The sequence below is a fragment of the Rhizobium sp. MHM7A genome (assembly GCF_005862215.1).
Classification (GTDB): Bacteria; Pseudomonadota; Alphaproteobacteria; order Rhizobiales; family Rhizobiaceae; genus Rhizobium; species Rhizobium bangladeshense.
This window is the reverse complement of sequence record NZ_VCHT01000018.1, coordinates 29,831-55,377: the sequence shown is the minus strand read 5'-3', so window position 1 is coordinate 55,377 and position 25,547 is coordinate 29,831. Positions and strand designations below refer to the sequence as shown.

Here is a 25,547-nt window from a genome sequence, read left to right as displayed (position 1 = left end):
AAACTTTGGATCTAATTTCTGCCTGTCTCGTGCTGCTGCAACCTTTTGCGACACAGGCCCGCGAACGGCTCAACCGCACTCGTCACGCCGCGCTTACATGAAGCGATCAAGCGTCTTGTAATAGAGCCCGACGACCGGCAGGAACCACGGCTTGCCGAAATGGCCGGGGACGGCAGGCCATTCGAGGCCTTTTACCGGATTGCGATCCGCCTTGCCCATGATCGCATCGGCGATGATCATGCCGAGGTGGGTGGAGAGCTGGGCGCCGTGGCCGGAATAACCCATCGCGTACCAGACGCCATCGACATAGCCCGCGCGGGGGTAACGGTCTTTCGTCATATCGACGAGCCCGCCCCAGCAATAATCGATCTCAATGCTGGCAAGTTGCGGGAAGATTTCAGCCAGACCGGCGCGCAGGATATCGCCGCTCTTTGCATCCGACCGCTGGTCGGACGTGGCGGAAAAGCGCGCGCGACCACCGAAGATCAGCCGCTTGTCCGGCGATAGCCGGAAATAGTTGCCGATGTTCATCGAGGTGACACAGGTCCGGTTTCCCGGCATGGTCGCTGCGACTTCGGCGTCGCTCAGTGGTCGGGTGGCGAGCAGAAAGCTGCCGACGGAAATAATCCGGCGGCGGAAATAGCCGAAGGTCGGCGGCGTATAAGCGCCTGTCGCGACCAGCACGTGGTCGGCGGTGACGGTGCCTCGCCCCGTCTCGAGGCTGTGGCGGCCGTTGCCTTGCCTATGACCGGTCACGGCAGCCTTTTCGAAAATGGCGGCGCCGTGACGGACGGCTGCTGCGGCGAGCCCGACGACATAGCGACCCATATGCATCATTGCGCTCTTCTTCGAGAGCATCGCGCCATGGAAGGGCGAGCCGACCTCACTCTTCAAGTCACCCGCCGAAAGAAGCGCCGTCTCCGGATCGACCTCTTTATGCACAGCCTCGAAATTGCGGGCAATGGCATCGAAATGCTGCGGCTTGGAGGCAAGCTTCAGCTTTCCGGCACGACGGAAATTGCAGTCGATCCCCTCCTCGGCGATGATCGTCTCGATCGTGTCGATCGACTCATCGAACGCCCGATAAAGTGCGATGGCCCGTTCCGGGCCAAGCGCTGACTTGGCGGACAGGAAGCTGTGGGCAAGCCCGTTGTTGAGATGGCCGCCATTGCGTCCCGACGCCCCCCAGCCCACTCGTTCGGCCTCCAGCACGACGACCTTGATACCGGCTTTCGCAAGCTGGCGCGCTGCCGCAAGCCCGGTAAAGCCGGCGCCGATGACGGCGACATCATAATGTCCTTCGACCGGACCTTGAACCGCATCGGCAAAATGGCGGGCCGTGTCGTGCCAGTAGGATTGGAACTGCATCCACTCGTCTCCGTCAGAGGCCGACCACGCCAGGCAAGCCGGAGATATCGGGAATTTCGACATAGCCGTAATAGGGGTTAGCCGGCTCGTGGCCGCGATTGACCCACACCTTGTTCTTGATGCCGAGATCGTGCGCCGACATCAGATCGTAGCGGAAGGAAGACGAGCAGTGCAGCACGTCCTCCGGCCCGCAGCCCAGCATGTCGAACATGTATTCGAAAGCCTGGAAACGCGGCTTGTAAGCATTGGCCTGCTGAGCGGTATAGACCGCGTGGAAGGGCGCGCCGAGCTTTTCGACATTCGACATGATCTGTGCGTTCATGGCGTTGGACAGGATGACCAAAGGAATCTCCTTGGCAACTCTGGCAAGGCCCTCCGGTACGTCGCGATGCGGCCCCCAGGTCGGAACACGCTCGTAAACCATCTGTGCTGCTTCGTCGCGAAATGTCACGCCGTTGCGTTTGCATGTCCGCTCGAGCGAATTGTGCACCACCTCGGCATAGGGCTTCCAGTCGCCCATGATCTCGTCGAGTCGATAGGCCGCGAAATTCTTGATGAACTCCGCCATGCGCGGCTCGTCGAGCTCTTCGCCGTAGAGATCGCGTGCCGCTTCCGCCATCTGGAAGTTGGTGAGCGTGCCGTAGCAGTCGAAGGTGATGTATTTCGGACGGAACGTCGTCATCTGCGTATCCTTGATCGATTGGAACCGGGACGTTTCACAATCATAGGCACCGCTTGATCCATGGCTTACCTGAATTGGCAGCATCCGAAGCAGAATCTATCGTATCGACAGCGGCGTTTGGCAGAAGGTTGCGCGCTCTCGCAGACGGACCATACCTTCGAGCACTCATGCTCCTGAAGCGGAGACGGGTTCAATCGTGGTTGTGGTCGTGATGCGAGGGAAGATCGAGGCCGAAGGTATGAACGAGATCAGCCACCTGAGCCGGGCTGAGGAACCGCGGATTGAGGTTGCGCAACAGCAGATAGAGCTTCGCCGTTTCCTCCAGCTCCTCGGTTGCGAAGACCGCCGCCTCCAGGCTGTCACCGGCGACAACAGGTCCATGATTGGCCAGAAGCACCGACGAATATCGGCCTGCCAGCCCGCGGATGGCATCGGCGACCGCCGGATCGCCGGGACGATAATAGGGCACCAAAGCGGTCTCGCCGGCCCTCATCAGATAATATGGCGTCATCGGCGGCAGGGCAGCACGCGGATCAATCTCCGGCAGCATGGTCAGAGCCACGGCATGGGTGGAGTGGAGATGCACGATGGCGCGGGCGTTGCCACGCGTATCGTAGAGGGCCGTGTGAAGCGGAATTTCCTTGGTCGGCTTGTCGCCGGACAGCAATCGGCCTTCCGCATCGAGCCTCGATATACGCGCCGGGTCGAGAAAGCCGAGCGAGGCGTTGGTCGGCGTCACCAGCCAACCGCCGTCTTCCAGCCGCAACGATATGTTGCCGGACGAACCGGGCGTCAGCCCGCGCTCGAACAGCGAGCGACCGTATCGGCAGATTTCCTCACGCAGGCGCGCGTCGGACATGGCGGTTCCTCCAATGTTACGCAGTAGCCCCTTCGATCAGTTCAAAACCGAGATCGATGGCCTGCGGCGGCGCGTTGGCAACGACCAACTGCGCGGCTGTTTGTCCCGTGGCCACGCGCGGCGTCCGGATGGTCGATAGGGGTTGCGGTATTGCCCGGCCGATATCGAGACCGTTGTAGCCGAAAATGGCGAGCCGCGAGGGGATGGCGATCCCCCGGGCAAGGCAATGAAAGTAACCGCCGAGCGCCATGTCGTCGTTGGAAAAGTAGACCGCATCGAGGTCAGTCGCCCTTGCAAGGAGTTGCTCCAGCCCCTGCCTGCCGTTTTCCACCGAGGAAGCGCCCGACAGAATCTCGCGGGCGATGAGGGGAGTTCCGTTGGCGTCCAGAGTTTCGCAAAAGCTCAAAAAGCGCTTGCCGGCGCGGGTGTCGCGGCTCAGGTCGTGACCGACATAGCCGATCCGGCGGTAACCTCGCCTGAGCAGAAACGCAGCGCTGTCCCGCCCGGCCGCACGGTTCGAGAAGCCAACGGCGATGTCGAGAGCATCGCCGTCCAGATCGAGCAGCTCCACAACCCGGCATCCGCTGGCACGCAACATCTTCGCCGTGGCGTCGGTATGCTCGTACCCCGCCAGCATCACCGCCGCCGGCCGCCAGGCAAGCATCGCGGCCGCGAGCGCTTCCTCTTTGCCCGGATCATAATCGGTTACCGAGAAAACCGCCTGATATCGGTTTTCCTCCAGGACGGCGCCGGCACCGCGCAGCACGTCGGCAAAGACGATGTTGGACAGCGAGGGAATGACGAAGGCTACAAGGCGTGAAGTCGTGGAAGCGAGCGTTCCGGCGATCCGGTTGGGCACATAGCCTAGCCGATCCACGGCGGCCATCACCCGCTCGCGCGTCTTTCCCGAAAACGAACCGTGGTTGCGCAGAACCCGCGACACCGTGCTCTCCCCGACGCCGGCCGCTTCAGCGACTTCTGCAAGGGTAACCGTCGCCTGATGTTTGAATTCCATCGTCAATTTCATACCCGGCGCTAGGATGACTTTCAGGCGCAAACCAGTTGTTGGTGCGCTGTAGCTGCCGCTTCCATTTTTCACCACTTCGGACAAGAAGCAAGATATTTTTGGCAGCGCTGCCATTTTGTCATTGGCAAGGCCCCCGACATGATTTAGAAAGAATGGCAGCGCTGCCAAAATGGGCATGGCCGGAGGACGTCTTATGATACCGCTTGCTGAAAACTCGGGCCCCGCCGTCATTGCAGCCGTCATCGGCCTTGGTTCCATGGGAAAGGGAATGGCCCTGTCCATGAAGCGCGCAGGTCTCGACGTCATTGGGTATGACATAATGCCAGGCGCGGTGGACCGCTTCGTCGCCGAAGGTGGACGCGGCGCTGCATCCCCGGCTGACGCCGCTGCGGATGCCGACATCGTCGTCTCCGTTGTGGTCAACGGAGCGCAGACCGAGTCCGTGCTGTTCGGACCCCAGGGCATTGCGGCGACGATGAAGGCCGACGCTGTCTTCATCTCATCGGCAACGATGGACCCCGCCGTCGCGCGCAATCTTGCGGAGCGGGCGGAGGCTTTGGATCTGCACTATCTCGATGCGCCGATTTCAGGCGGCGCCGCCAAGGCCGCCCGAGGCGAGCTGACGATTATGGCTTCCGGTTCCCGAAAGGCCTTCGAGACCGCGCGTCCGGCCCTCGATGCCATGGCCGGCAAAGTCTACGAGCTCGGCAACGCGGCCGGAACCGGCGCCGCCTTCAAGATGATCAACCAGCTTCTCGCCGGCGTGCATATCGCAGCCGCATGCGAGGCGATAACATTTGCGGCCAAGCAGGGTCTGGACCTCGACAAGGTCTATGAGGTCATCACCGCCTCGGCCGGCAATTCCTGGATGTTTGAAAACCGCGTGCCGCATATACTGGCCGGGGACTATGCTCCGCTCAGCAGCATTGAGATCTTCGTCAAGGATCTCGGAATCGTCCAGGATATGGCCCGCTCCGAACGATATCCCACACCGCTCGCGGCAGCCGCTCTGCAAATGTACCTGGCGGCCGCCGGAGCCGGCATGGGCCGTGACGACGATTCCTCGCTGGCGCGCCTCTACGCCAAACTCTCTGGCGCAGAATTGCCCGGCTCCGCCAAGGAGCCTCAGAGCCTGTAAAGGAAGCCCATCATGCCAGTTTTCGCCGCCAACTTGACGATGATGTTCAATGAATGGGCCTTCCTCGACCGCTTCGATGCTGCAGCCGATGCTGGGTTTTCCGCCGTCGAGTATCTTTTTCCCTACGAAGCAGTGCCGGAGGCCATCGCCGAACGGCTCGCCCGCAACAATCTGCAGCAGGCCTTGTTTAACCTGCCGCCTGGCGACTGGGCAGCAGGCGAGCGTGGCATCGCCGCCCTTCCCGGGCGGTTCGATCAGCTCAAAGCGGATGTCGGGCGCGCACTGGATTATGCGGCGGCTACAGGCGTCAAACGATTGCACCTGATGGCAGGCATCGCCAATCCTCAAGATCAGGACGCTTCTTCCTCCTACCGCCGATCCGTCGCCTACACCGCCGGCCGGCTCGGGGAAGAGGGCATCGACCTTCTGCTTGAGCCGATCAACGGGCGCAACATGCCGGGATACTTCCTCAACGACTTCGCCATGGCCGAGCGGTTCGTCGCCGAATGCGGCCTGCCGAACCTGAAGCTTCAATTCGACATCTATCACCGCCAGATCTTGCATGGCGACGTCGCCATGGCATTGCGGCGCCTGCTGCCGATCACCGGACATATCCAGATTGCCAGCGTGCCGTCCCGCAACGAGCCGGACGGGGAGGAACTGAACTATCCCTACCTGTTCAGCGAAATCGACCGCCTGGGCTATGACGGGTTCATTGGCTGCGAATATATCCCGCGCGGCCACACGCTGGACGGTCTGGGCTGGTTCGCCCCTTTTGCACGGAGCTAGACGATGGCTATTTCACTCGGGTCGATCGCTGACGACTATACGGGCGCGTCCGATCTCGCCAACACGCTGACGAAGAACGGCCTACGCACGGTCCAGACAGTCGGTATTCCCGATACCTCGCTGGCGCTGCCGGATGTCGATGCCATAGTTATTTCCCTAAAAATCCGCTCAGTCCCGGCCTCGGAGGCGGTGACGGCTGCCACCGGAGCTGAGCGATGGCTGCGCCATAGGGGCGTGGGCCACGTGCTTTACAAGATCTGCTCGACATTCGATTCCACCGTTGCCGGTAATATCGGCCCGGTCACGGAGGCCCTGAGCGACGCTGCTGGCGGTGGCAGCGTCCTGGTTACACCAGCCTTCCCGGAAACCGGACGTACCGTCTATCTCGGCCATCTCTTCGTCGGCCACCTGCCATTGAACGAAAGCCCCCTCAAGGACCACCCCCTCAACCCGATGCACGACGCCAATCTCGTGCGGGTTCTCGCTCGGCAATCGCGCCGCGCGGTCGGACTGATCGATCTGGCAGCTGTCGCGGCCGGACCGGCCGCCGCCAAGGCAAAGCTCAATGCCCTGCGCATGACAGGCGTGACCATGGCTATCGCCGACGCGATTTTCGAAAGGGATCTGGAAACGCTTGGCGAAATAGCATTGGAGGCTCCGGTATCCACCGGTGCGTCAGGCCTCGGCCTCGGCCTTGCCCGCGCACTCGTTCGTTCCGGTCGCATAGCCGGCAGCGCCACGACTGAAGACGTCATTCGCCCTGTGGGCGGGCTTTCGGCGATCATTGCCGGAAGCTGTTCGAAGGCGACGCTACACCAGCTCGACGTCGCCGAACGGTCGATGCCTGTGCTGCGGCTTGATCCGGAGCGGTTGATATCAGGCCCGGATGAGATTGCCGCAGCGATTTCCTGGGCCGGAGACCGCATCTCCACCGGCCCCGTGATAGTCGCCGCGAGCGCGGCGCCGGAAACCGTATCCCAGCTGCAATCGCAATATGGTCGGGAGGCCTCCGGCCACGCGATCGAGACCGCGACGTCGATCATCGCCGCCGAACTGGTTGAGAGGGGCGTGCGGCGCCTCGTCGTCGCAGGCGGCGAAACGTCCGGGGCCGCAGTTGACAAGCTCGCCATCCCAGCATTCCTGATCGGCCCAGAGATTGCCCCCGGCGTGCCGGTCCTGCGCTCGGTCGGCAATCGGCAGGGCGACATGCTTCTGGCGTTGAAATCAGGGAACTTCGGCGGCGACGACTTCTTCGCGGCAGCTCTCGCGATGATGCACTGAACTGTCCCAGCGAACCAGAGCGATTTGGCGCCAAGCGTTCAGTCAACATCCCCGATGGAAATTATCGATCCGCTCCAGCATAAGATGCGGCGGCACGTCAGCGCAAAGCTATAAGATACTGCCTTAACCGCGGCCTTCAGACGATCCGCCCGCCGGGGCTCCGGCAGACTTGCGGGCACGATATGAAGGACGGCCCGATGCAAACACGTCAGATCGAAATCGCCCCGTTCAGCCCCGACCATCTGGAAGCCGCCGTTGCGCTCTCCAGACAGGCGGGCTGGCCGCATCGGCCGGAGGACTGGCAGATGGCCCTGGCCTTGAGCGAAGGTATGGTCGCGATCGAGGACGACAGGGTCGTCGGCACCGTCCTCGTCACACCTTACAAAGACGATTGTGCGACCATCAACATGGTCATCGTCGACGAAACGATGCGCGGCCGCGGCCTCGGCCGCAGCCTGATGGATGCGGCTTTGCGGATCGCGGGCGACCGGCCGCTGCGGCTGGTCGCGACAACCGCAGGCCTGCCGCTCTACCAAAAGCTCGGCTTCCATGAATGCGGGACCGTGCTGCAGCACCAAGGCTTTGCCGGAGGCATCGGCGCGCCGACTGGCACGCAAACCGCCACCGCGGGTGATCTCAACGCCATCATGGCGCTCGACCGCCTTGCCTTCGGTGCCGACCGCGAAGGGCTGCTCTCCTATCTTGCAAGGGTCGGCGAATTCGCCGTCATTCGCCGCGACGGCGCCGTTTCGGGATTCGCATGCCTGCGTTCCTTCGGTCGCGGCGAGGTGATCGGACCGGTGGTCGCCGCGGACATCGAGGACGCCAGGAAACTCATCGAGCATCACATCGCCGTTCGGCCAGGAAGGTTCCTCAGGGTGGATACGACTGCCGAAACCGGACTGTCCCCATGGCTGGCCACACAGGGGCTCGCCCATGTCGGCGGTGGCATCGCTATGAGAACATCATCGGCCGGCGACGTCGCCGCCCGGACCGCCACCACCTTTGCCCTTGCCAGCCAGGCGCTCGGCTGACCCGGAGATCCCCATGTACAGCAACTCGCTCATCGAACTCGATCGCGCCCACCTCATTCATCCCGTCGCATCCTATCGCAGTCATGAAAAGCATGGCGTGCGCGTGCTGGCCTCGGCCAAGGGAGCAACGGTCACCGACGCCTCGGGCAAACAGCTCATCGACGGTTTCGCCGGTCTCTGGTGCGTCAATGCCGGTTATGGCCATGAGAGCATCGTCGAGGCGGCGGCACGGCAGATGCGTGAGCTTCCCTACGCAACGGCCTATTTCGGCCTCGGCTCCGAGCCCGCGATCCGGCTCGCCGGGGAACTTGCCGATCGGGCGCCTGGTGATTTGAACCATGTCTACTTCACACTCGGGGGCTCCGACGCCATAGACAGCACGATCCGGTTCATCCGCTACTACTGGAATGCCCGAGGACGACCCGAGCGCGATCAGTTCATCTCGGTCGAACAGGGCTATCACGGCTCCTCGACGGTGGGTGCCGGCCTGACCGCCTTGCCCGCCTTCCATGCCGGATTCGGCCTGCCCTTCGACTGGCAGCATAAGATTCCCTCGCATTATGCTTACCGCAACCCGGTTGGCGACGATCCGCAGGCGATCATCGAGGCATCGCTTGCGGCGCTGAAAAGCAAGGTCGAGACGATCGGGCCGGAGCGCGTTGCGGCCTTCTACGTCGAACCGATTCAGGGTTCGGGCGGCGTGCTCGTGCCGCCGAAAGGCTGGGTTAAGGCGATGCGCGAATTCTGCCGCGAGCACGATATCCTTTTCGTGGCGGATGAGGTGATCACCGGCTTTGGCCGCACCGGGCCGCTTTTTGCCTGCAGCGAGGAAGGGATTGTGCCGGATCTTTTGACGACAGCCAAGGGCCTCACCTCCGGCTACGTCCCCATGGGCGCCGTTCTGATGTCCGATCACGTCTATGAAACGATCGCCGAAGGCGCTGGTGCTGCCGCAGTCGGCCATGGTTACACCTATTCGGCCCATCCCGTCAGCGCCGCGGTCGGCCTCGAAGTCCTGAAGCTTTATGAAAGCGGCCTTCTGGACAATGGCGTCAGGGCGGGTGCGCGGCTGATGGAGGGTCTGGAGGGGCTGAGGGATCATCCGCTTGTCGGGGATGTCCGCGGCCGCGGCATGCTTGCCGCCGTCGAGCTTGTAGTCGACAAGGTGAACAAAACGCCGCTGCCGGCATCCGCCGAACCGGCGCGCCGCATCTTCGACCGCGCCTGGGCAAACGGCCTTGTCATCCGCGCGTTCGGGAACGGCGTGCTTGGCTACGCACCGCCACTCTGCTGCACCGAAACCGAGATCGATGCGATCGTCGAGCGCACGCGCATGACGCTGGACGAGACGCTGGAGGACCCGGATGTGCGTCGGGCGCTGCGGGCCGGAGAATACCGCTAAACGGTCAGATTCGGTATTTTCTGCCGCTCCATGCCGCCATTTCGGCGAATCCGGCGCGGTGCAGGTGACAAACTGAAACCAAGAAAAGACCTGGAACCGGCGAATGCGGGTCTTCCAGACAAGAGCGGGACAATGCGCCCGCCGGCGGAACAGAAAATTCTTCTTCGAGAAGCCGCGCTCCGATTGGAGCCGAACACTGGGGAATTCACGTGAGCAAGAGCCTTTCGGAATTCAAATACCTGACCTTCGACGTCGTCGGCACACTCATCGATTTCGAGGGCGGCCTCAAGGCCTGCCTTGCCGAGATCGCTGGCGAGGTGGACTGCAAGATCGACGGCGAGCAGGCTCTCACCGTTTACCGCGCGGCCCGCTACTCCGAAGACGCCGAGCTCTTTCCTGACGACCTTGTTCGCGTCTATCTCGCGATCGCGCCGGACCTGGGCTTGCCCGTCGATCAGAAATACGGCGAGCGGCTGCGGGACTCGGCCAAGAGCTGGAGGGGGTTTGCAGACAGCGCCGCAGCACTGGCAAGTCTTGCCAAAGATTACCGCCTCGTGGCGATGACCAACGCGCGCCGCTGGGCATTCGACTTCTTCGAAAAGGAACTGGGCAATCCCTTTTATGCCGCCTTCACCGCGGATGACACGAAGACCGAGAAGCCCGATCCCGCCTTCTTCGAGAAGGTGTTTGACCACGTTGCCTCTGAAGGACATTCAAAAGACGACATCCTGCACGTCGCCCAGAGCCAGTACCACGATATCGGGATCTCCAGGAAACTTGGGCTGACCAATTGCTGGATCGAGCGGCGGCATGCCGAGAAGGGCTACGGCGGCACGATCGAGCCGGCGGAATTCACCGCACCCGACTATCATTTCACGTCGATGGCAGCCCTCGCCGAGGCCGTAGCCGCCGCGCGAGCCTGACTTAAAACCGGATCGGGCTCGCCAGCGCGGCCGCCCGCCACAGAAGAAAAGGGGAATGAAATGAACGACAAGATCACCAATTGGACCAGGTCCGACGACGCCATGGTCGAAAGCGCCATCCGTCGTGGCGCCACCCGCCGCGAGTTGCTGCATATGATGCTCGCGGGCGGTGTGGCCATGTCCGCCGGCGGGCTTGTGCTCGGCCGTGCCGGCAAGGCGCTCGCCGCTGCGCCGGTTTCCGGCGGGGCGCTCAAGGCGGCCGGCTGGTCATCCTCGACCGCCGATACACTCGACCCCGCCAAGGCGTCGCTTTCCACTGACTATGTCCGTTGCTGCTCCTTCTATAACCGCCTAACCTTCCTCGACAAGAGCGGCACACCGCAGATGGAGCTTGCCGAAGCGATCGAGAGCAAGGATGCGAAGACCTGGACGGTCAAGCTGAAGAGCGGCGTCACCTTCCATGACGGCAAGCCGCTGACTGCCGACGACGTGGTCTTCTCGCTGAAGCGCCATCTTGACCCCGCCGTGGGCTCGAAAGTTGCCAAGATCGCCGCACAGATGACGGGCTTCAAGGCGGTCGACAAGCAGACCGTCGAGATTACGCTCGCCAATCCGAATGCCGACCTGCCGACCATTCTTGCGATGCATCACTTCATGATCGTCGCTGATGGCACGACCGATTTCACCAAGGCCAACGGCACCGGCGCTTTCGTCAAGGAGGTCTTCGAACCGGGCGTGCGCTCGGTCGGGGTCAAGAACAAGAACTACTGGAAATCCGGCCCGAACGTCGATTCGTTCGAATATTTCGCGATCAGCGACGACAACGCCCGCGTCAACGCGCTGCTTGCCGGCGATATCCATCTCGCGGCAACGATCAATCCCCGCTCCATGCGACTCGTCGAGGCCCAGGGCGACGGATTTACATTATCGAAGTCAACATCAGGAAATTACACCAATCTGAACATGCGATTGGACATGGAGCCTGGCAACAAGCGGGATTTCATCGAAGGCATGAAATATCTCGTCAACCGCGAGCAGATCGTCAAATCGGCGCTGCGTGGTCTCGGCGAGGTCGGCAATGATCAACCCGTGTCCCCGGCAAACTTCTATCACAATGCAGAGCTGAAGCCGCGGGCTTTTGATCCGGAAAAGGCCAAGTTCCACTTCGAAAAGGCTGGCGTCCTCGGGCAAGCCATTCCGATCGTCGCCTCCGATGCGGCGAACTCGTCGATCGACATGGCCATGATCATCCAGGCCGCCGGTGCCGAAATCGGCATGAAGCTCGATGTCCAGCGAGTGCCATCCGATGGCTACTGGGACAATTACTGGCTCAAGGCGCCGGTCCACTTCGGCAATATCAACCCGCGGCCGACCCCTGATATCCTCTTCTCCCTCCTCTACACCTCGGACGCTCCGTGGAACGAAAGCCAATACAAGTCGGAGAAGTTCGACAAGATGCTCATCGAGGCGCGCGGCTCTCTCGATCAAGACAAGCGCAAGCTGATTTACAACGAGATGCAGGGCATGGTCGCTCAAGAAGCCGGTACTATCATTCCGGCCTATATCTCGAACGTCGATGCCACAACGGCCAAGCTGAAGGGCCTGGAAGCAAACCCGCTCGGTGGCCAGATGGGATATGCTTTTGCCGAATATGTCTGGCTTGAAGCCTGATAGAGCAAAGGAGACTGGGGCAGCAGCCGCGCCCCAGCTCCTCCATCTGCATTGATGCAACTCAACTCGAACGCAGAGGGAAGACGCCCGTGAACCGCCAGGTCTTATCCCTTGTATTGGGCAGATTGTTCGTCGCCATGGTCACCCTGGTGATCGTCTCCTTCGCCGTCTTCTTCGCGACAACGCTGTTGCCCGGAGATACGGCGACGATCCTGCTCGGACAGGCCGCCACGCCGGAAGCCGTGGAAGGCCTGCGCAAAGCCATGCATCTCGACGAACCGGCGCTTTTTCGTTTCCTTCGCTGGTCCGTCGGGCTGCTGCAAGGGGACCTCGGCACGTCCTATGCCAATGAAATGCCGATCGCTGCTCTCATAGCCGGCCGCTTCGTCAACACGCTGAAACTTGCCGGCGTCACCGCGCTTTTCTCCGTGCCGATCGCGCTCACGCTCGGGATCACTGCGGCAATGCTGCGCGGCACCCTTTATGATCGGATCGTCACCGTGATCACCATCGGCGTCATTTCCGTACCGGAATTCATGGTCGCGACCTCTGCCGCGCTCATCTTCGCCGTCTATCTGAAATGGCTGCCGGCCCTATCATTCGCCAATGAAGTTCACAGTCTGGCCGACCTGTTGCGTGTCTATGCCATGCCCGTGATCACCCTCACCTTCGTCGTCTCCGCCCAGATGATCCGGATGACGCGCGCGGCTGTTATCGAGACGCTCAACACGCCCTATGTTGAGATGGCATTGCTCAAGGGTGCCTCCCGGCCGCGCATCGTCTTTCGCCATGCGCTGCCGAATGCGCTCGGCCCCATCGTCAATGCGGTTGCGCTGTCGCTTTCCTATCTGCTCGGAGGCGTCATCATCGTCGAGACCATTTTCAACTATCCCGGTATCGCCAAGCTGATGCTGGATGGCGTCGCCACGCGTGATCTGCCGCTGATCCAGAGCTGCGCGATGATCTTCTGCCTTGGCTACCTGCTCCTGATCACCATCGCCGATATCATCGCCATCCTTTCAAACCCGAGGCTAAGATGACCATGTCCCATTCCGAAACCGCCTCCCGCCGGCTGTCCGGAACCCGGTTTCGCTATCGCTTCAACATCGTCGGCGCGATCGGCCTTGCCATCATCCTCTCGTGGGCGCTCGTGGCAATCTTTGCACCGTTGATCATCCCCTATCCGGTCGGCGAGATTGTCGATCTCGACTATTTCGGCCCGATGAGCCGTGAACTCTGGCTCGGCTCCGATTATCTCGGCCGCGACATGCTCTCGCGGATCCTGATGGGCGCGCGGTATACGGTCGGCATCTCGCTGGCGGCGGTCACGATCGCCTGCTTCAGCGGCGTGGTGCTCGGCATGATCGCAGCGGTCGCCGGCGGTTGGCTCGATACAATCCTCAGCCGGTTCCTCGACGCACTCAACTCCATCCCGAGCAAGCTGTTCGGACTAGTGGTCGTGGCTGCCGTCGGCTCCTCCGTCCCAGTGCTGATCATGACGCTGTCGGTGATCTACATCCCCGGCGCTTACCGTTTCGCCCGGGCGCTTGCCGTCAACATCAATGCAATGGATTTCATCACGGTTGCGCGCATCCGCGGTGAAAGTACCCTCTATCTCATTCGCTCGGAGATCCTCCCCAACATCGTCGGGCCGGTGCTTGCCGATCTCGGCATTCGTTTTGTCTTCATCGTTCTGCTGCTGTCTGGATTGTCCTTCCTTGGCCTCGGCGTCCAGCCGCCCTATGCCGATTGGGGGGCACTCGTGCGCGAGAACGTCGGCGGCCTGCCATTCGGCGCGCCAGCGGTGATGTTTCCCTCACTTGCCATCGCCAGCCTCACGATCAGCGTCAACTTGCTGATCGACAACCTGCCGCAGAAGATCCGCGACCGGAGCGAGTCATGAGCAACTTCATAGAAATCCGTGACCTCAAGGTCGAAGCAACCACCGATTCCGGCCGACGTGTCGAGATCATCAAAGGCGTCAGTCTCGATATTGCCGAGGGCGAGATCGTCGCGTTGATCGGCGAGAGCGGCTCGGGCAAAACCACGATCGCCCTGACCCTCATGGGCCATACCCGCCCGGGCTGTCGCATTTCCGCCGGCAGTGTTTCGGTCGGCGGCAAGGATATGGTTGCGCTCAGCGAAAAGCAGCGCGCCAAACTACGCGGCACCCAGGTCGCTTACGTGCCGCAATCGGCCGCAGCCGCCTTCAACCCTGCCACATCGATCATGGATCAGGTGATCGAGGTCACGCGTATTCATCAGCTGATGTCGCCGGAAGATGCCCGAACCCGGGCGATCGAACTCTTCCGGGCGCTGTCCCTGCCCGAACCGGAAACGATCGGCAGCCGTTATCCGCACCAGGTTTCCGGCGGACAGCTGCAGCGTCTGGCTGCCGCCATGGCGCTCATCGGCGACCCGACGCTTGTCATCTTCGACGAGCCGACGACCGCGCTTGACGTGACGACCCAGATCGAAGTTCTGCGTGCTTTCAAATCGGTCATGAAGAAAGGCGGCATATCAGGCGTCTATGTCTCGCACGACCTCGCCGTCGTCGCACAGATCGCCGACCGCATCGTGGTGTTGAAAGGCGGGGAGACCCAGGAAACCGGCACAACCGAAGAAATCCTCAACGATGCGAAGCACCCCTATACCCGGCAATTGCTCGCAGCCTTCGAACCAAAACCGCGAGGCGCGGCAAGTCCTGCAGGGAACGCGACGGCGCCGCTCCTGAAGATCGAGGACGTCGTCGCTGGTTATGGGCAGCGCCAGGCTGACGGACTTCCCCTCGTTCGTGCGGTCGAGCACGTAAGCCTGATAGTGGAAAGAGGGCGCAATCTCGGCATCATCGGGGAATCCGGTTGCGGCAAGTCGACGCTTGCTCGCACCATCGCCGGGATACTGCCGGCCGCAGTCGGCAAGATCGTCTTCGACGGCACGGAATTGCGCAGCAGCGCGCGTGAGCGCTCACGTGAGCAGTTGCGCGAAATGCAGATCGTTTTCCAATATGCCGATACCGCGCTCAACCCGGCGAAATCTGTCGAGGACATCCTGGCCAGGCCGCTGGTCTTTTACCACGGCATGGATCGAAAGGCACGGAGCGCCCGGATCGATCAATTGCTCGACATGGTGCACCTGCCCCGCAACCTGCGCCATCGCCGGCCTGGCGAACTCTCGGGCGGGCAGAAGCAGCGTGTCAACTTCGCCCGCGCCCTTGCCGCCGATCCGAAGCTGATCCTCTGCGACGAGATTACCTCGGCGCTCGACACGGTGGTTGCCGCCGCAGTCATCGATCTGCTCAAGGAGTTGCAACGCGAACTCGGCCTCTCCTACATCTTCATCAGCCATGACCTCTCGGTAGTAGAGGCGATCTGCGACGAAATCGTTGTGATGTACGGAGGCCGCAAGGTCGAGGAAATCACCTCCTCGACGGTGAAGACGCCGCAACACCCCTATTCACAGCTGCTCTTTTCATCGGTGCCAACGCTCGATCCGGCCTGGCTCGACGGGCTCCAGCAGGATCCGGAACTGGTGCGGACCTATTGCCGGCACTGAGTGCCGGTTCCACTGCGAAAATTCTTGGCACGGATTTGCCTCAGGGATCACGCAATCGTTCTGTGCTTACTGACCTGCGTTCCTTGAAACCCGAGCAAGAGCTTGTCAGATCGAGCGCGCACCGGGTCGGGTCGCGCTGGAAAGCCTCGACTCCACGGCAGAACCCCAGCAAGTGGCAGCCAACAGGGCTCTGGAAGGCAAGGATGAGATTTGTCGCAAGTCGTTCCAACCAGTAGGAAGCTTACAGTTATAGGTGGAACAACCTGCGACAGAGAGAACCGCTATCCGCGCAGCACCGATGAAAGATGCACAACCGCTATGCCATTTTGCTGGAACAGCTCTAATGCGGGAACAATGTGGTCAGCGGCATGTGGGCTTTGATGATCGGCGATTTCAGGACGACGAAGCTGAAATATTTGTCGATGCCGACGTCCAGGTCGGTCAGGCGCTCCATGATCGTCTGATACTCGTCGATGCCGGCCGTGACAAATTTCAGCAGATAATCGTAGCCGCCAGAAACCAGATGGCATTCGATCACTTGGTCGACCTTCTCGATCGCCGCCAGAAAGCGGGCGAAGTCGATCTGCCGATGGTTCTTCAACGTGATCTCGGTGAACACGGTCAGTGTCTGGCCGAGTTTACTGACATTGATCTGAGCAGAATAGCCTTCGATATAACCTTCCGACTGCAGCTTCTTCACCCGCATCAGACACGGGCTCGGCGACAGATTGACCAGCTCGGCGAGTTCCACATTCGTGACGCGGCCATTCTTCTGCAGTTCGTAGAGAATTTTTATGTCGATCCGGTCGAGTTTCATCATCACGCGCGCCTTCGCTTGCTCGAGATCGCCAATGACGCAGCATATTATGCTGCTTCCTTTCAACGTCGAGCTTAACACATCAAAGGGGGGTGTCGACCGGGTTGGAGGATATGCAGAAGCACAAATGGCTGCCGGCCTGCCGCCAAGACGGAATCTTCTGCTGTCGCTGCATGAACTCCGGCAAAGTCGCGGCGGCGGATCCGCTAGACTGGCCTGACACGGAGACCATGCCATGCCCGCACCGCTCACTCGCGTCGACACCACCCCGAAGCTGCCCGATACCGCCGATGCGGTCGTGATCGGCGGCGGCATCGTCGGCGTTTTCGCGGCTTATTATCTGGCCAGGCGCGGGTTGAAGGTCGCCCTCGTCGAGAAAGGCCTTGTCGGTGCGGAGCAATCGAGCCGCAACTGGGGCTGGTGCCGCCAGCAAAACCGCGACGCCCGGGAGTTGCCGATGTCGACGAAGAGCCTGGATCTGTGGGAGCGCTTCGCCACTGAGACCGGCGAGGACACCGGCTTCCGCCGCTGCGGTCTCCTCTATCTCAGTAATAGCGAGGAGGAACTTTCCGGCTGGGCGCGCTGGCGCGATTTCGCCCGATCGGTCGGCGTTACCACCCATATGCTGAGCGGCGCAGAGGCAACGGAACGCGGGCGGGCCACCGGCGCCCCGTGGAAGGGCGGAGTCTTTTCGCCGACGGACGGCACGGCCGATCCTGCAAACGCCGCGCCTGCCGTCGCGCGTGCGATCCTGAAGCTCGGCGGTACGGTGCATCAGTCCTGTGCGGCCCGCGGCGTCGACGTTGAAGGCGGCAGAGTTTCAGGTGTCGTCACCGAGCATGGCACCATCCGAACAAAAGTGGCGATCCTGGCCGGCGGCGCCTGGGCCTCCTCCTTCTGCCGCCAGCTCGGCATCCGATTTCCGCAAGCCTCCATCCGCTCGTCGATCCTCGCGGTTTCACCAGGTGCGAACGGGTTGCCCGATGCACTGCACACATCGGCAGTTTCCGTGACACGCCGCGGCGACTGCGGTTACACGATCGCCATCAGCGGCCGCGGCCGTGTCGACCCCACCGCCCAGCAGTTTCGTTTCGCGCCGCAGTTCCTGCCGATGTTTGCCCGGCGCTGGCGGAGTCTGGCACCTGGCGGATTGGAGGGAGTTCGCTCGGGCCATGAATCGCTGGCAGGGTGGCGGCTCGACAGGCCGACGCCAATGGAGCGCATGCGCATTCTCGACCCGGCCGTCGATGAGCCGACCATTGCCCTCACGCATTCGCGGGCACTCAAGCTTCTGCCCGCCTTGAAGAATACCGAAATCAAGGCGGCCTGGGCGGGCTATATCGACAGCACGCCAGACGGTGTACCGGGGATCGGCGAGATCGCCACCCTTCCCGGATTCATCCTCGCTGCCGGTTTCAGCGGCCACGGTTTCGGCATCGGACCCGGCGCCGGCCATCTGATTGCCGACATCGTCACGGGTGATGAGCCAATTGTCGATCCCCGGCCCTACCATCCCAGCCGCTTCGCAGCGTCCGCCTGGGGCAAAGTAGCTGATTTCTAGGACCCGGTCGGCCTTCGCGACGTTCGACGACGCGGATCGGCACGACCTTGTACCTGCCATAGCAGCCGATGCATCACTCTTCGACTGCCACGATCACGAAAAGCGGCGGTCAGGGCTAGGTTGTCTCTTCGATCCCTCACCGGCATCATTGGCAATTGTGGCGCGCAATACTCCCGCCACAGCTGTGCCAGCGACGGCGAGGTCACGCACCGTGCTCATGTGGTTCCCGTCTGCGACATGCGATTCCCGCACTTCAAGCCCTTGGGCGGCGAGAACCTTCCTGAACGCATTTGCCTGAATTTTGAATGGATCAGTTTCCAGGTCGCCGGTCATGATAGCGACGCGCGTTGCAGGATCGTGCTCGTGGCGCATCGGCGTAAACCGTCGCACCTCCTCGTCGCTCAAGGCGATCTCCTCACTAAGGAAGGAGGTCTGAAGCGGTTCGAGGTCATATAGGCCGCCGAGCAGGAAAGCAGCATCCACGCCCGAAGGCGCTGGCGAGCGATGGAAGAGAAAGGTTGCAAGATGTGCGCCGGCGGAGTGACCGCTGACGGAGAACTGCTTCGGCGTGGCGCCAAAACGATCCGCATGCGCCAGCAGGAAAGCCTTGGCTTTCAGGACCTGACCAACCAGGACGTCCATTCTCACGCCGGGCATCAAGGAATAATCGACGATGGCCGCGACCGCGCCAGCCCCGGTGATAGTCTCAGCGACGCAGGAATAGTCTTCCTTGGAAAACATCCGCCAATAGCCACCATGGATGAACATGTGGATCGGCATGTCCGAGCCGGCATCGCTTGGCAGGAAGATGTCGAGCGTCTCGCCCGGTCCAGCCCCATAGGCAATGTTGGCTTCCATTGTAACAGTGCGCCGCGTCGCAAGGCTGCGGGCACGGATATCGCCGACAATCTCGTCGAAATCTGAGACATGGTCACGGATGCGGAACGGATCGGCGGCCACAGGCTACTCCTCAGAAGCTCGTCGCAATGTACTTGGCTTCCATGAACTCTGCGATACCGTGGTGCTGCCCTCCTTCACGTCCGAGGCCGCTCTGCTTCACGCCGCCAAAGGGGGCAGCGGGATCGGAGACCAGTCCACGATTGAGCGCGATCATGCCCGCCTCGACCTTGGAGGCGACGCGCATGCCACGACCAATGTCGCGGGTATAGATGTAGGCGGCGAGACCATACTCCGTATTGTTGGCGGCAGCGATGACCTCTGCCTCGCTCTCGAAACGGTAGAGCGGCGCGACGGGGCCGAAAATCTCCTCACAGCCCATGTCAGAGGCCGGGGAAACATCGACAAGCACCGTCGGCGGATAGAAAAAGCCCCGTCCTGCCAATGTTCGTCCGCCGCAGAGAGCGCGAGCACCGCGGGAAGTGGCGTCCGCAACAAGGCGGTCGATCTTCTCCACCGCCTTGCGTGTGATCATCGGACCGCACTCGGTATCCGGATCTACGCCCGGACCGACCCTGAGGGCGGCCATGCGTCGAGTAAATTTTTCCGCGAAGGCATCGTGGATACCGGACTGGACATAAATGCGGTTCGCAGCCGTGCAGGCCTCACCGGCATTGCGCATTTTCGCAACCATCAGCCCGTCGATCGCCGCGTCAATGTCCGCGTCATCGAAAACGATGAATGGCGCGTTGCCGCCGAGTTCCATGGAGCAGGAGATGACATTTTTCGCCGCTTCCGCCAGAAGCGTGCGGCCGACGCCCGTCGAGCCTGTAAAGGAGAGTTTTCGCACCCGCGGGTCGGCCAGCATGGCGGCGATGACGGGGCCTGGCGTCGATGTTGTCATCACGTTCACGACGCCCGGCGGCACCCCAGCCTCCTCGTAGAGAGCCGCAAGCGCATAGGCCGTCAACGGCGTCTCGCTCGCCGGCTTCAGGATGACGGTGCAGCCTGCGGCAAGGGCTGGCGCAATCTTGCGGGTCGCCATCGCGGCGGGGAAATTCCACGGTGTGATGAGAACGCAGACGCCGATAGGCTGGTAATCGACGACGATCCGGTTTCCACCGGCCGGGGCGATACCGAACTCACCAGAGATGCGCACCGCCTCCTCGGCGTTCCACCGAAAGAACTCCGCTGCATAGGCCACCTCGCCGCGCGCGTCGCGCAACGCCTTTCCGTTCTCGAGCGAAATGAGCCTCGCAAGCGCTTCGGAGCGCTCCACCATAAGTTCGAAGCAGCGGCGCAGGATCTCGGACCGCTTCCGCGGCGGGGTCTCGCGCCAGCTTTCCGCGGCGCTCGCCGCAGTCTCGACGGCCGCTGCCGCATCCGCAAGGGTCCCATCCGGCACGGCGGCAATGACCGCTTCTGTCGAGGGATCGATCACCTGGATCCGTCCCTCGCCCGCTGCAGGCCGCCACTCGCCGCCAATATAGAGGCCGCGGGAAAACGCGCTCAGCCCGAAGGGATCGTGGTCTGGATGCGGCGAATGCTGGTTCACGTTCATGATGATTTCCCAGGTCAGAGTGCGGAAGCGGCCAGGTCGCCGTCATAAGCGGCCCGAACCAGGCCGCGCATGGCGTCCGGATCGAGGGGACGTGGATTATTCTTGATCAGCCGGCCGATGCCGAGCGCCTGCTCGGCCGCCCAGTCAATCCGGTCTTCCGGCAGGCCGAGCCTGGCGAGCGTCGGCGCAATGCCGATCGCCGCAAAAAGGCGGCTCACCTCGTCGATCGCGGCATCGGCCAGTGTGAAGTCGTTCTCCACTCCGGCGGGATCGAGGCCGAGCGCCCTACCGACAGCGGCAATTTCCGCGGCAGCGACCCGCCGATTAAATGTCATCACATAGGGAAGCATGGTCGCCACCCCGAGCCCATGCGGCGTATGGGTCAGGGCGCCGACCGGATATTGCACCGCATGGGCCGCAGCGGTGCCCGCAGTCCCGAAGGCGCAGCCGGCTGCGAGCGCGCCCATCATCACATCGGCGCGCGCGTCGATGTCCGAACCGTCGTTGAAGGCCCTTTCCAAGCTCCGGCTCAGGAGCCGGATAGCATACAGCGCGAACTGGTCGGAGAGGTCGCTCTTGCCGACAAAGACATGCTGCTGCGCAAGCTCCGGATCGCCGGGGCGGCGCATCGCCGTGAACGCTTCGATGGCATGCGTCAGCGCACCCGCCCCGGCAACCGCCGTAAGCCCGGGCGGGCAGGATAAGGTGAGTTCCGGATCACAGATCGCCGCGGTTGCGATGAGATACGGGCTCGAAATGCCAACCTTCAGGATACGATCGGGATCGGAAACGACCGCAACCGGCGTCACCTCGGAACCGGTGCCTGCCGTCGTCGGCACGGCGATGACCGGCAGGACGGGGGCAGGCACCTTGAACTCACCATAGTAGTCGGCCAGCGCACCGCCATGAGCAAGAAGCAGCGAGGCGCATTTCGCCATGTCGAGGCAGCTGCCACCGCCGATGCCGATCACCATATCGGGCTCAAAGGCGCGCGCGGCCTCGACGCAAACTGCGACCGTATCGCGCGGCACGTCCGGCAGCGTCTGATCATGGACCAGTACAGCGATGCCGGCGGCTTCGACGGCGGCGATCATTTCCGCGAAGACGGGCGTTGCGGCAAAACGCGCGTCCGTGCAGACGAGAGCGCGCCAGCCGGTCCTGCTGGCGACGCTCGCGAGCGCATGGCGCTGGCCGATGCCAAACAGGATCTCCCGCGGCAGCCTCAAGGCGGCAAACAGGCTCATGATCTTTGTCCCTCGAAGGCCAGAACGCGGGAGGGGGAAAGCGCGTTGAGGTCATCCCAGAGGCGCTGGTCGATCTCAAAACCGTTGCGGCTGGCGGCCGCACGCCGCTGGCGGGCGCGATCGCCGGGGACGCGAATCGGTTCGCCAGCCACCTCGGATGGTGAGGCACGCACGGCATCGAGATAGGCTGACAGCTGCGCCGGAAGCCCGGGTGCCAGGCTGGGCTCGATCAAGATGAAAACGTCGCCCTTGTTGCATGGCGACTGGCTATCGAGCGTGCCGTGCACTTCAGGTGCAAGCGCCGAGCCTGCAAGAGCCGCCACCAGCAGCTCGATGGCAATGCCGAGGCCATAGCCCTTCGCACCGCCGAACGGCGCAATCGCGCCGGCCTTGGCACGCCTCGGATCGGTCGTCGGCTTGCCGGCCGCATCGCGCGCCCATCCCTCGGGAATAAGCCTGCCGGTCGCCGCGTGATGATGGATCCTGCCCATCGGCACGATGCTGGTGGCAAGGTCGAGTACGAAAGGGTCCTCGGCAGTCGGAACGCCAATGACGATGGGGTTGGTGCCGAGCATAGCCTGTGTACCGCCGAAGGGATGGACCAACGCCTCGCTCGACGAGAGCGCGATGCCGACCAACCCCATCGCAGCGATGGCCTCGACGTAATGCGCGAGCATGCCGAGATGGTTCGCATTGCGCACGGCAATCAGGCCGATACCAAGATCAGGAATATGAGGCGCCAGCCGCTCGATCGCGGCCATGGCGACGACGGGGCCAAATCCCGCCGAACCCTCGACCTCCAGCACCGCATCCGCCCGCCAGCGCTGTGTTCCCTTCGTTTGCGGGTCGACGACACCGCGCGCGATCCTTTCGACCAGGCGCGGGAGCCGGTACAGGCCATGCGAGGCGTGTCCCTTCATTTCGGCCGTTACCAGGACGCGGGCCTGCAGCGCCGCATGGTCACGCGGTGCGCCATGCTCTTCCAGCAGGCGGGTGGCAAGCGCGAGGGCTGCCGCTTCGGAAACTCGCATCATTTCTCCTCCCTATATAAAATCGTATAGGATATAGGATTGTCTTGAACGCAGCATCGTGCTAGCGATTGAACCTGTCAAGAGGCAAGGCAGCAGATGATTTCGACGAGACTCAGAGAACCTTCAACGGCAACGACACAGATACCGCGCGCCAACAGCCTGGCAGTTGACGTCTACGAGGCGATCTTCAACCAACTCATGTCGTTGAAAATCGCGCCGGGCGCGCGCATCACCGTCGACAACCTGGTCAGGGAGTTCAACGTCTCCCACACTCCGATCCGCGAAGCTCTCGGCCGACTTGAAGGCGAAGGCCTGGTCGTCAAGCAGCATCTCGTCGGCTACCGGGCTGCGCCCCAGATCACGCGCCACCGCTTCGACGAGCTCTATGAACTTCGTCTGCTGCTGGAACCCGCCGGCGCTGCGAAGGCGGCCCAGGCGATGGACGAGGAAAAACTGGCCATCCTGACGGAGGCCGCAGGCGTGATGACACGGAGCGACAAAAGGGACGAGCGGGCGAACTATTCGGCCTTCGCCCGCAACGACGCTATTTTCCACGACCGCATCATGGAATTTGCCGGCAACGAGTTGATCCGAGAGATGCTGGCATTCCAGCACACGCATTTCCACATCTTCCGCCTGATGTTTCATCGCCGTGTCACCGAGGAGGCACTCGGCGAGCATCAGACGTTGCTCGACGCCTTTGCGGCGCGCGACCCCGGCGCGGCTGCGGATGCAATGCGCATCCACATCGAACATTCGCGCGACCGGCTATTGCCGGCGTTCGACGACATTTGATCCACCCGGCAGGCAAGGACGTGCCTGTCGATCTGACAACGAGGAGGAGAACTCATGGCAGGCAAGAAAATCCTGATGCTCACCGGCGATTTCACCGAGGAGTACGAAATCTTCGTCTTTCAGCAAGCGATGGAGGCGGTCGGGCACACGGTGCACGTCGTTTGCCCGGACAAGAAGGCCGGCGACATTCTCCGGACGTCGCTGCACGATTTCGAAGGCGATCAGACCTACACAGAAAAGCTCGGGCACAACGTCACCATCAACAAGACGTTTTCAGAAGCAGAGGACCAGCTCGACCAGTATCATGCCGTCTACTGCGCTGGCGGGCGCGGACCTGAATATATCCGCACTGACAAGCGGGTGCAGGCGATGGTGCGTCACTTCCATGAGTACAGGAAACCTATTTTCACCATCTGCCACGGGGTCCAGATCCTGATAGCAGTCGACGGTGTCGTTCGCGGCAAGAAGGTGGGTGCGCTTGGAGCCTGCGAACCCGAGGTCACGCTGGCGGGCGGAACCTACATCGACCTCTCGCCCACTGAAGCCTATGTCGATGGGACGATGGTCTCGGCCAAGGGTTGGACGGCGCTCGCCGCCTTCATGCGCGAATGCCTGAAGGTGCTGGGAACGGAGATCCGCCACACCTGAGACGACGGCGCCAAGACTCGAAACGCTCCGGCAGTGACACCTGCCGGGCCTTTCATTACCTCTGGCCTTGCAATCACACGCCGCCGCGGTTCCAGCCGCGGCCACGGTCGCCGAACATTTCATAGCCGCCATCAGTGATGGCGAGCGTATCCTCCAGCTTGATGAACCCGCGCTTCGGGTGAAGCATCGTCGTCTCGACCGAGATCACGCTGCCGGCTTCCAGCGGCTTGTCGGCATCGATTCCCTCATAGGCGACGGGGTGGTTCGTCATGAGGAAAGGCGCTTCGTGGCTGATAAGGCCCATGCCATGGCAGAAGAAATCGGTGAAGGCCGCCGACGGCGAGGCCTTGAGTTCGGCTTCCGCTGCCACGATCATTTCACTGCCCGCAGCCCCTGCCCTGACCTTGGCAAAGGCCGCTTGCTGGATGCTTTCGACTTCGGCCAGAAGATCCTCCAGCTCCGCATCCGGCTCGCCGAGCACACCCATGCGGCAGAGGTCGCCGATATATCCGAGATAGTTGCCGCCGGAATCGATCGACAGGATCTCGCCCTCGACCCAGGCCTGCGGCGAGCCCGCCCGGTTGTGACTGGCGCCGAGCGTGAGCAGGCAATATTCGAAGTGCAGCCCCCGGTTCGTTTCCTCCCGTCGCAGTTGCTCGATGATCTCCAGTTTCGTCGAACCAGCGCGGGCGCCAGCGATCGTCGCCAGCATCGAGTCGGTGATCAGCTCGGAGGCGCGTCTGAGCTTTGCCAGTTCATCCGGCGTCTTGACGGCCCTCAACCGCTCCAACACATGTGTGGCATCGACAAACTGCGCGCCATCCAGCCGAGAGGCAAGGACATCGCGGGCATCGGATGGAAGGAAGGCCGGCTCGATGCCGATGCGCCCGCCGGCCTTGCCGATTTTCTTCAGGTGCTCGACGGCAAGTCCGGCTGCATCCTGCGTGCCCCAGGCTGCCGTATGCACCGCGGGCGTCCAGAATGGATTGTTCTGGTGCTCTGAGCCTTCCATGCGGTTCCCCACATAGGCGGAGTGATGAGGCGCGCCTTTCTCATAAATGACTATGGGCAGGTAACGGCTGTGCCCGATCGCGTCCATGGCGGCAAAGAAGATGAACTTGTAGCCACCCATGAGATATTGCGTGTTGTGTTTGGAGGTGGCGACGATGACGTCGAAACCGGCTTGCTCCATGAGACGGTCGAGCTTGGCCGTATCGAACGGTGCCACGGCGGCCTGCCTTGTCTGCCCTGCATTGTCGTTCAT

General features: G+C 62.1%; 23 protein-coding genes. 13 read left to right on the top strand and 10 right to left on the bottom strand.

The features are described from left to right. Nucleotides 1-93 precede the first annotated feature (93 nt). The 4 genes from FFR93_RS35030 to FFR93_RS35015 all read right to left on the bottom strand — a co-directional run bounded on the left by FFR93_RS35030 (nucleotide 94) and on the right by FFR93_RS35015 (nucleotide 3,924). Nucleotides 94-1,368, bottom strand: a complete 1,275-nt coding sequence (locus tag FFR93_RS35030; protein WP_138396552.1) for an FAD-binding oxidoreductase — start codon at nucleotides 1,366-1,368, stop codon at nucleotides 94-96. Nucleotides 1,369-1,381: 13 nt separating this feature from the next. Continuing rightward, the gene (locus FFR93_RS35025) at nucleotides 1,382-2,050 is read right to left on the bottom strand and encodes a haloacid dehalogenase type II (protein WP_064709671.1); all 669 of its coding nucleotides are present in this window, start codon (nucleotides 2,048-2,050) and stop codon (nucleotides 1,382-1,384) included. Nucleotides 2,051-2,240: 190 nt separating this feature from the next. Beyond that, the gene (locus FFR93_RS35020; protein WP_064709672.1) at nucleotides 2,241-2,909 is read right to left on the bottom strand and encodes an aldolase; all 669 of its coding nucleotides are present in this window, start codon (nucleotides 2,907-2,909) and stop codon (nucleotides 2,241-2,243) included. A gap of 16 nt (nucleotides 2,910-2,925) precedes the next feature. After that, nucleotides 2,926-3,924, bottom strand: coding sequence for a LacI family DNA-binding transcriptional regulator (locus FFR93_RS35015; RefSeq protein ID WP_064709673.1), 999 nt, complete (start codon nucleotides 3,922-3,924; stop codon nucleotides 2,926-2,928). 205 nt (nucleotides 3,925-4,129) lie between these two features. Here FFR93_RS35015 and ltnD point away from each other — a divergent pair, with 205 nt between their 5' ends. The 10 genes from ltnD to FFR93_RS34965 all read left to right on the top strand — a co-directional run bounded on the left by ltnD (nucleotide 4,130) and on the right by FFR93_RS34965 (nucleotide 15,729). After that, a complete protein-coding gene (gene ltnD, locus FFR93_RS35010; RefSeq protein WP_138396551.1) occupies nucleotides 4,130-5,074 on the top strand; it encodes an L-threonate dehydrogenase in 945 nt (314 codons plus the stop codon). A gap of 12 nt (nucleotides 5,075-5,086) precedes the next feature. Beyond that, nucleotides 5,087-5,863 carry a 2-oxo-tetronate isomerase gene (otnI, locus tag FFR93_RS35005; RefSeq protein WP_138396550.1) on the top strand — a complete coding sequence of 259 codons (777 nt, stop codon included), beginning with the start codon at nucleotides 5,087-5,089 and terminating at the stop codon, nucleotides 5,861-5,863. 3 nt (nucleotides 5,864-5,866) lie between these two features. Further along, nucleotides 5,867-7,144, top strand: a complete 1,278-nt coding sequence (otnK, locus tag FFR93_RS35000; protein ID WP_138396549.1) for a 3-oxo-tetronate kinase — start codon at nucleotides 5,867-5,869, stop codon at nucleotides 7,142-7,144. 197 nt (nucleotides 7,145-7,341) lie between these two features. After that, a complete protein-coding gene (locus FFR93_RS34995; RefSeq protein ID WP_138396548.1) occupies nucleotides 7,342-8,178 on the top strand; it encodes a GNAT family N-acetyltransferase in 837 nt (278 codons plus the stop codon). A gap of 13 nt (nucleotides 8,179-8,191) precedes the next feature. Beyond that, complete coding sequence (locus FFR93_RS34990) at nucleotides 8,192-9,580, top strand: aspartate aminotransferase family protein (protein WP_138396547.1); 1,389 nt, start codon at nucleotides 8,192-8,194, stop codon at nucleotides 9,578-9,580. Nucleotides 9,581-9,789: 209 nt separating this feature from the next. Next, nucleotides 9,790-10,503: an HAD-IA family hydrolase gene (locus FFR93_RS34985; protein ID WP_138396546.1), complete on the top strand. Its 714-nt coding sequence runs from the start codon at nucleotides 9,790-9,792 to the stop codon at nucleotides 10,501-10,503. Between the two features lie 60 nt (nucleotides 10,504-10,563). After that, entirely contained in the window at nucleotides 10,564-12,174 is a 1,611-nt protein-coding gene (locus FFR93_RS34980; protein WP_138396545.1) for an ABC transporter substrate-binding protein, read from the top strand. 89 nt (nucleotides 12,175-12,263) lie between these two features. Further along, nucleotides 12,264-13,214 (top strand): ABC transporter permease, encoded by a 951-nt coding sequence (locus FFR93_RS34975; protein WP_138396544.1) that lies wholly within the window; start codon nucleotides 12,264-12,266, stop codon nucleotides 13,212-13,214. Continuing rightward, a complete protein-coding gene (locus FFR93_RS34970; protein ID WP_138396543.1) occupies nucleotides 13,211-14,077 on the top strand; it encodes an ABC transporter permease in 867 nt (288 codons plus the stop codon). Before FFR93_RS34975 ends, FFR93_RS34970 begins: the two co-directional genes overlap by 4 nt. After that, the gene (locus FFR93_RS34965; RefSeq protein WP_138396542.1) at nucleotides 14,074-15,729 is read left to right on the top strand and encodes an ABC transporter ATP-binding protein; all 1,656 of its coding nucleotides are present in this window, start codon (nucleotides 14,074-14,076) and stop codon (nucleotides 15,727-15,729) included. Before FFR93_RS34970 ends, FFR93_RS34965 begins: the two co-directional genes overlap by 4 nt. A gap of 340 nt (nucleotides 15,730-16,069) precedes the next feature. On the opposite strand, the gene FFR93_RS34960 is transcribed toward FFR93_RS34965, so the two are convergent. Then, a complete protein-coding gene (locus FFR93_RS34960; RefSeq protein WP_064709736.1) occupies nucleotides 16,070-16,546 on the bottom strand; it encodes an Lrp/AsnC family transcriptional regulator in 477 nt (158 codons plus the stop codon). A 235-nt stretch (nucleotides 16,547-16,781) separates the two neighbouring features. On the opposite strand from FFR93_RS34960, the gene FFR93_RS34955 reads away from it, so the two are divergent. Beyond that, entirely contained in the window at nucleotides 16,782-18,107 is a 1,326-nt protein-coding gene (locus FFR93_RS34955) for an FAD-binding oxidoreductase (RefSeq protein WP_138396541.1), read from the top strand. Nucleotides 18,108-18,200: 93 nt separating this feature from the next. On the opposite strand, the gene FFR93_RS34950 is transcribed toward FFR93_RS34955, so the two are convergent. The 4 genes from FFR93_RS34950 to FFR93_RS34935 are packed head-to-tail and all read right to left on the bottom strand — an operon-like array spanning nucleotide 18,201 to nucleotide 22,840. Then, nucleotides 18,201-19,067 (bottom strand): alpha/beta hydrolase, encoded by an 867-nt coding sequence (locus tag FFR93_RS34950; RefSeq protein WP_138396540.1) that lies wholly within the window; start codon nucleotides 19,065-19,067, stop codon nucleotides 18,201-18,203. A 10-nt stretch (nucleotides 19,068-19,077) separates the two neighbouring features. Further along, entirely contained in the window at nucleotides 19,078-20,565 is a 1,488-nt protein-coding gene (locus FFR93_RS34945) for an NAD-dependent succinate-semialdehyde dehydrogenase (RefSeq protein WP_138396539.1), read from the bottom strand. Between the two features lie 14 nt (nucleotides 20,566-20,579). After that, on the bottom strand, nucleotides 20,580-21,809 hold the full coding sequence (locus tag FFR93_RS34940; RefSeq protein ID WP_138396538.1) for an iron-containing alcohol dehydrogenase: 1,230 nt from the start codon (nucleotides 21,807-21,809) through the stop codon (nucleotides 20,580-20,582). Continuing rightward, nucleotides 21,806-22,840: an Ldh family oxidoreductase gene (locus FFR93_RS34935; protein WP_138396537.1), complete on the bottom strand. Its 1,035-nt coding sequence runs from the start codon at nucleotides 22,838-22,840 to the stop codon at nucleotides 21,806-21,808. The genes FFR93_RS34940 and FFR93_RS34935 overlap by 4 nt, the downstream gene beginning before the upstream one ends. Nucleotides 22,841-22,936: 96 nt before the next feature. Between FFR93_RS34935 and FFR93_RS34930 the strand changes: the two genes are divergently transcribed. Further along, entirely contained in the window at nucleotides 22,937-23,635 is a 699-nt protein-coding gene (locus FFR93_RS34930; RefSeq protein WP_064709693.1) for a GntR family transcriptional regulator, read from the top strand. Between the two features lie 54 nt (nucleotides 23,636-23,689). Then, a complete protein-coding gene (locus tag FFR93_RS34925; RefSeq protein ID WP_064693160.1) occupies nucleotides 23,690-24,283 on the top strand; it encodes a DJ-1/PfpI family protein in 594 nt (197 codons plus the stop codon). Between the two features lie 73 nt (nucleotides 24,284-24,356). Here FFR93_RS34925 and FFR93_RS34920 read toward each other — a convergent pair whose 3' ends face one another. After that, nucleotides 24,357-25,547 (bottom strand): Xaa-Pro peptidase family protein, encoded by a 1,191-nt coding sequence (locus tag FFR93_RS34920; protein ID WP_138396536.1) that lies wholly within the window; start codon nucleotides 25,545-25,547, stop codon nucleotides 24,357-24,359.